The following is a 4,820-nucleotide window of genomic DNA, read 5'->3' as shown; positions in this document are numbered from 1 at the left end:
TCGCAGTTCCTGCCGCCATGCTCCTCGCCTGCGCGCTTTCTGGCCGATCTGGTCATCGGTCCGGCTGGCGTGCCCCATGCATTGGTACCCGTCGGCTCTTGCCACCTATGCACGGAAAGAGGCATCATGATATGCATGAGAACGACAATGATTCTCGACGATGGGTTGATCGACGAGGCGCGCCAGTTGACGGGGATTTCCGAGAAGACGGCGCTGGTGCACGAGGGCTTGCGGGCCCTGGTGGCGCGCGAGCACGCCGCGCGTTTGCGTCGCCTCGCGGGGTCCGACCCGGACGCCGCTGCCGGCCCTCGCCGCCGGCCGGCGTGAGGGGGGCCGCGCGATGATCCTCGTCGACACGTCGGTCTGGATCGACCACCTGCGCCGCGGCGACGAGGAGCTGTCGCTCCTGCTCGACGAGGGACAGGTGCTGGTGCACCCGTTCGTGATCGGGGAGATCGCGTGCGGCACCCTGAAGCGCCGCGCCGACGTCGTCGGTCACCTGCAGCGGTTGCCCCGTGCGCCGGTTGCCACGGAGGCTGAGGTGCTCCACCTGCTCGAGCGCGAGGCGCTGCATGGCCGCGGCCTCGGGTGGGTGGACCTCCACCTCCTCGCCTCCGCACGCCTCGCCGCCGTCCCGCTCCTCACGAGAGACCGCGCCCTGAAGGCTGTATCGGGGTAATTCCGCGATGCCGCGATGCCGGGAATGCCGCAACTCCCCGGCCGCGGCGCTCACGCTGAGCCCTGAGCCGTGCTGCTCGAGCCCCGCGCCTGTAGCTTTCGAGCGCCAAGCTCCCAGCCCCTGCGCGACGAGCTGTGCTCTGTGAGCCCTGAGCCCTGAGCCTTGAGTCGCTCATCCGAGCCCCCAGCCCCCAGCCCCTGCTGTTCCGTAAACAGCCACGCCCCCGGGGCGGCGTCGTGGCAGTTCCTGCGATCCCTCCCGACGACCATCGCGTTGATCGGCCCGAACACGCGCCCCCGTGCCCGGCACGCAACGTGCTCTCCTTCCGGGCGTGGAGACCATGTCTTGCAAAAGTAGCTTCCGGAAGCTACCTTGGGATCATGCGTGCCGTGGGGTTGAAGGTGCTGAAGAACAAGCTGAGCGAGTACGTGCGGCTGGCGGCGAGCGGCGAGCGGATTCTCGTCACCGATCGCGACATGGTGGTGGCCGAGCTCGTACCGCCAGACGCATCGCGCAGCACGGACGTGCACGACGCGCTACTGGCCGACGCCGTGCGCACGGGGATCGTGTCGCTGCCCCTCTCGCGCTCCCTGAAGCCGCCACCGCGACGACCGGTGATGACCAGCGCGCAGCTCGCGGCATTGCTGGACGAGGGACGGGCCAACCGGTGATCTACGTCGACACGTCCGTGGTGCTGGCGCACCTGCTCGACGAGCAGCGCCAGCCGCCGGACTCGCTGTGGCGCGAGGTGCTCGTGACCAGCCGGCTCACGCACGTCGAAGCCTGGAATCGCCTGCACGCCGCGCGCCTCGGCGCGAGCCACGGCGAGCTGCTGCGTGGTGTACTGGCCTGCATGGCCACGGTCGAGCTCCATCCGTCGGCCACGGCACGCGCGCTCGAGCCGTTCCCGTCGCCGGTGCGCACGCTCGACGCACTCCACCTCTCGGCGATCGAGTACCTGCGCGCGCAGCAACAAGACGTCGCGCTCGCCACCTACGACGACCGCCTGGCCGCCGCCGCAAGGAAGCTCAAGATCCCGCTCGCCTTCACGTAAGGCCGACCCGCGCCGTGCGCTGTGAGCCTTGAGCCGTGCTTCCGAGCCTTGAGCCGCGTGCCGTCCGAGCCCCCAGCCCCCAGCCCAGGCGCTGATGGCGCGAGGGCGAAGCCCCGCGCCCGAGAATTTCAAATGTCCAATTTCAAATTGCCTGGATCTCGACGATCACCGGCCGGTGATCGCTCGACGACCACTCGTCGAAGCTGCCGATCTCGACGCGCGTGATCGAAGGCAGCCAGTGTTCGGGCACGAACACGTAGTCGAGGTGGAAGGGCGCCTTCTGCTTGCCGCGGTGGTAGTAGGTGGGCGTCGACTCCTGGCCCGGCGCTTCGCTGCGCACCGCGTGCCAGGCCGACACGACGCCGAGCGACTCGTGGAGCCACTGCACGAGGTCGGCGTGGGTGAGGCGGCGATTGAGGTGCGCGAACTCCTGGTTGGAGTTGAGGTCGCCGGCGAGCACCACGTCCTGGTCGCGCAGCACCTCACGGTAGGCGCGCACCGTGTTGCGCACGCACTCGGGGTAGGTCACGCCGAGGCTGCCGTGCGACCACAGCCCCATGAACGTGAACGGACGCGGCCCGAGCACGCGTACGGGCAGGCCGTCGTGGCTGTGCGGCCCGGGCAGCGCGGCGATCTCGAAGCCGTCGCTGCACACCACGGCCAGCCCCTTGGACGGGATGGCGCCCGCCCAGGGGATGTCCATGTCGAGCGGCGGCGGCTGGCGGCACTCCTGGATCGCGAAGACGCCTGCGCCGTAGTGCTTGCGGAGCCGCTCGGCATGCGCCCGCGCGTCGCCGGCCCTGATGTTCCAGGTCCCGAGAATCACGCGCGCAGCGAGTCCATGAGTGCTGAGGATACCGGAACGGCAATTCCGCGATGCTGCGATGCCGGGAATGCAGGCGCCGTTGCTGCAGTTCAGCGGTCAACGCCTCCGTCGCACGCGGCCGCGTACCGCGGCGAGGCCGAACATTGACAGGCTTGGCGACAGCTCCCAACATCGGCGCCAGAGGTAACCAGGCCATGAACGACCGCGAAGAGCTGCGCCCGCTGAACGACCGCGATTCCGAACGCGCGCGGCTCCGCGCCGACGTCCAGGCGGGATTCGACCAGCTCGCGCGTGGCGAAGGCCGCACCTACGACAAGACGACGAGCGGTACCCTCGCGGATCGCATCAAGGCCGGAGGCCGAGCGGCCCGCTCGGAAAGCGCCGAAGGACCGACGACTTAGGCTGGTGCCGCCACTGCCCGGGCCGGCGTGTGTGCCCTCCAGTCCCCAGCCCCGAGCCCCCAGCCCCGAGCCCCTACTTCACGCTCACGAGCTTCTCCGCGCTGAGCTCCGTCTCCCCGTCGAACCGGTAGGCGGTGAGGATCGGCCGCCGCTGGTCCTGGAAGTCGAGGCACGTGAGCTGCGGGGACGACAGCGTTGGGCCGCCGGGCAGCCAGTAGTGGCCGAAGAAGAGCGGCGCGCCGTCCACGCGCACGCGGGCCTTCGCGGGCAGCGGTTCGTCGGGCATCGCCTCGCGTTCCGCGTCGCACAGCACCAGCGCGGCCTCGAGGAAGGTCGTGGCGTCGGCGTCCCACCACTTCACGCGCACGTCGCGCCGCGGGTTGCCGTCGCGGTCGAGGAAGGTGCGGCCGTCTGGCAGGGACACCTCGATGCCCGACGTCACGGTCTGGACGGCGCGCCCGAGCACGAAGCTGGCCGATGCGTGTTGCTCCGGGGTGCGCGGCTTGATCAGCGCGGCTGCGAGTCGTTCGCGGGGCAGGTGGGCATCGGGGCATTCGCGCGCCAGCACGTCGAGTTGCTCCTCGTGCCAGCAGGCATGGACGACGCGGAAGCCGGGGAGGTGGAGCCAGAGGGGGAGTGAGAGGAACCAGTCGATGAGTTCGGCGTGCAGGCTGGGGCGGCCGTCGACCTCGGCCAGGAAGCGCGCGTGTTGCCGCCGGTTCTTCTCGCCCTTCCGGCCCACGTGCGTCCGGCACCAGTCCCCCGACCCATCGTCTCTCGGCGTGTGCCAGGCGATGGCGTTCAGCTCGTGGTTGCCCATCACGGCGAGGGCGCCGGCGTCGAGCATGCGGCGGACGATGTCCACGGTGCGGAGCTGCTCGGGTCCGCGGTCGATGAAGTCGCCGACGAAGACTGCCGTGCGATCGGGGTGTCGCCAGGCGCCGCCGCGTTCGCGATAGCCGAGCGTGCGGAGCAGGGCCTCGAGCATCGTGGCCTCGCCATGCACATCGCCGATGATGTCGTACCCCACGCGCCTCCCCCCGAAGAAGCTGTCGTAGGCGGTCGGCCCCTGGCCGCCGCGAGCGCCGCTGCGTGCGCCCAAGAGTACGACGACCTGCGGCCTTCAGAGGTAGGGCGGGGTGTCTCACCCCGCCGTGTGCCTATCGAGGCGACGGGCTTCCGGCTGCAGGCTACCCGTCGGGCAGCCTGTAGCCTGTAGGCTGTAGCCACTGACTCGAGGCCGCACCCTGATGCCGACCACTCGAGGCGACGGGCTTCCGGCTGCAGGCTACCTGTCGGGTAGCCTGGAGCCTGTAGGCTGTAGCCGCTCACTGGACTGCCCCCGATGCCGACCACCCCCCGCTGGCTGTACCTGGACGACTGGCGCCCGGCCCCCGACGGCTGGTATCCGGTGCGCACGCCCGAGGACTTCCGCTACCTGCTGACGCGGTTCGAGTGGGACATCGTGTCGCTCGACAACGACCTCAGCGGCATGCGCGCGACCGAGACCGGCGAGGACCTGCTCCACTGGATGTTCGAGAGCGGGCACCTGCCCGTGCAGAAGCCTCGGGTGCACTCGAAGGACGAACTCGCCGCGCCGCGAATGGTCCGCTACATCGAGCAGCACTGGCCACGAGGGTAGTGCCGGCCCACTGCGCGATAGGATGCCGCCATGTCGTGCGTCTTCTGCGACCGTATCGCGAGAGCAGAACTGCTCATCTCGAACGACCTTGCCGCCGCCTTCCACGACGGCTACCCGCTCAACCCCGGGCACACGCTCATCGTCCCCCGTCGCCACGAACCTGATTTCCTGGCGTTGACCGCCGGAGAACAGGCGGCCATCTGGGCGCTGGTCGAACC

Annotated in this window: 9 protein-coding genes; 7 read left to right on the top strand and 2 right to left on the bottom strand. The window is 69.8% G+C overall.

Going from position 1 to position 4,820, the window contains the following annotated elements; translation table 11 throughout:
• Positions 1 to 147 precede the first annotated feature (147 nt).
• The 4 genes from ACIRDX_RS20555 (at position 148) to ACIRDX_RS20540 (ending at position 1,733) form a co-directional block, all read left to right on the top strand.
• Positions 148 to 327: a type II toxin-antitoxin system VapB family antitoxin gene (locus ACIRDX_RS20555; RefSeq protein ID WP_396627307.1), complete on the top strand. Its 180-nt coding sequence runs from the start codon at positions 148 to 150 to the stop codon at positions 325 to 327.
• Positions 328 to 340: 13 nt separating this feature from the next.
• Positions 341 to 679: a type II toxin-antitoxin system VapC family toxin gene (locus ACIRDX_RS20550; protein WP_396627306.1), complete on the top strand. Its 339-nt coding sequence runs from the start codon at positions 341 to 343 to the stop codon at positions 677 to 679.
• A 380-nt stretch (positions 680 to 1,059) separates the two neighbouring features.
• Entirely contained in the window at positions 1,060 to 1,350 is a 291-nt protein-coding gene (locus ACIRDX_RS20545) for a type II toxin-antitoxin system Phd/YefM family antitoxin (protein ID WP_396627305.1), read from the top strand.
• On the top strand, positions 1,347 to 1,733 hold the full coding sequence (locus ACIRDX_RS20540) for a PIN domain-containing protein (RefSeq protein WP_396627304.1): 387 nt from the start codon (positions 1,347 to 1,349) through the stop codon (positions 1,731 to 1,733). The genes ACIRDX_RS20545 and ACIRDX_RS20540 overlap by 4 nt, the downstream gene beginning before the upstream one ends.
• 142 nt (positions 1,734 to 1,875) lie before the next feature.
• Here ACIRDX_RS20540 and ACIRDX_RS20535 read toward each other — a convergent pair whose 3' ends face one another.
• Complete coding sequence (locus ACIRDX_RS20535) at positions 1,876 to 2,559, bottom strand: endonuclease/exonuclease/phosphatase family protein (protein ID WP_396627303.1); 684 nt, start codon at positions 2,557 to 2,559, stop codon at positions 1,876 to 1,878.
• A 194-nt stretch (positions 2,560 to 2,753) separates the two neighbouring features.
• Here ACIRDX_RS20535 and ACIRDX_RS20530 point away from each other — a divergent pair, with 194 nt between their 5' ends.
• The gene (locus ACIRDX_RS20530; protein ID WP_396627302.1) at positions 2,754 to 2,960 is read left to right on the top strand and encodes a hypothetical protein; all 207 of its coding nucleotides are present in this window, start codon (positions 2,754 to 2,756) and stop codon (positions 2,958 to 2,960) included.
• Positions 2,961 to 3,033: 73 nt separating this feature from the next.
• On the opposite strand, the gene ACIRDX_RS20525 is transcribed toward ACIRDX_RS20530, so the two are convergent.
• A complete protein-coding gene (locus tag ACIRDX_RS20525) occupies positions 3,034 to 4,062 on the bottom strand; it encodes a metallophosphoesterase (RefSeq protein WP_396627301.1) in 1,029 nt (342 codons plus the stop codon).
• Positions 4,063 to 4,305: 243 nt separating this feature from the next.
• Here ACIRDX_RS20525 and ACIRDX_RS20520 point away from each other — a divergent pair, with 243 nt between their 5' ends.
• Entirely contained in the window at positions 4,306 to 4,602 is a 297-nt protein-coding gene (locus ACIRDX_RS20520) for a cyclic-phosphate processing receiver domain-containing protein (protein ID WP_396627300.1), read from the top strand.
• A gap of 30 nt (positions 4,603 to 4,632) precedes the next feature.
• Positions 4,633 to 4,820: HIT family protein (locus ACIRDX_RS20515; protein ID WP_396627299.1), on the top strand; the 188-nt coding region annotated here is incomplete at its 3' end.

This window comes from Luteitalea sp., assembly GCF_044337415.1.
GTDB lineage: Bacteria > Acidobacteriota > Vicinamibacteria > Vicinamibacterales > Vicinamibacteraceae > Luteitalea.
This window is presented reverse-complemented; position numbering and strand designations above follow the sequence as displayed.

Excerpts from the sequence above, each read along its gene's own strand:
- ACIRDX_RS20545 (WP_396627305.1), top strand. The coding sequence starts at position 1,060 with ATGCGTGCCGTGGGGTTGAAGGTGCTGAAGAACAAGCTGAGCGAGTAC.
- ACIRDX_RS20550 (WP_396627306.1), top strand. The coding sequence starts at position 341 with ATGATCCTCGTCGACACGTCGGTCTGGATCGACCACCTGCGCCGCGGC.
- ACIRDX_RS20530 (WP_396627302.1), top strand. The coding sequence starts at position 2,754 with ATGAACGACCGCGAAGAGCTGCGCCCGCTGAACGACCGCGATTCCGAA.
- ACIRDX_RS20520 (WP_396627300.1), top strand. The coding sequence starts at position 4,306 with ATGCCGACCACCCCCCGCTGGCTGTACCTGGACGACTGGCGCCCGGCC.
- ACIRDX_RS20555 (WP_396627307.1), top strand. The coding sequence starts at position 148 with ATGATTCTCGACGATGGGTTGATCGACGAGGCGCGCCAGTTGACGGGG.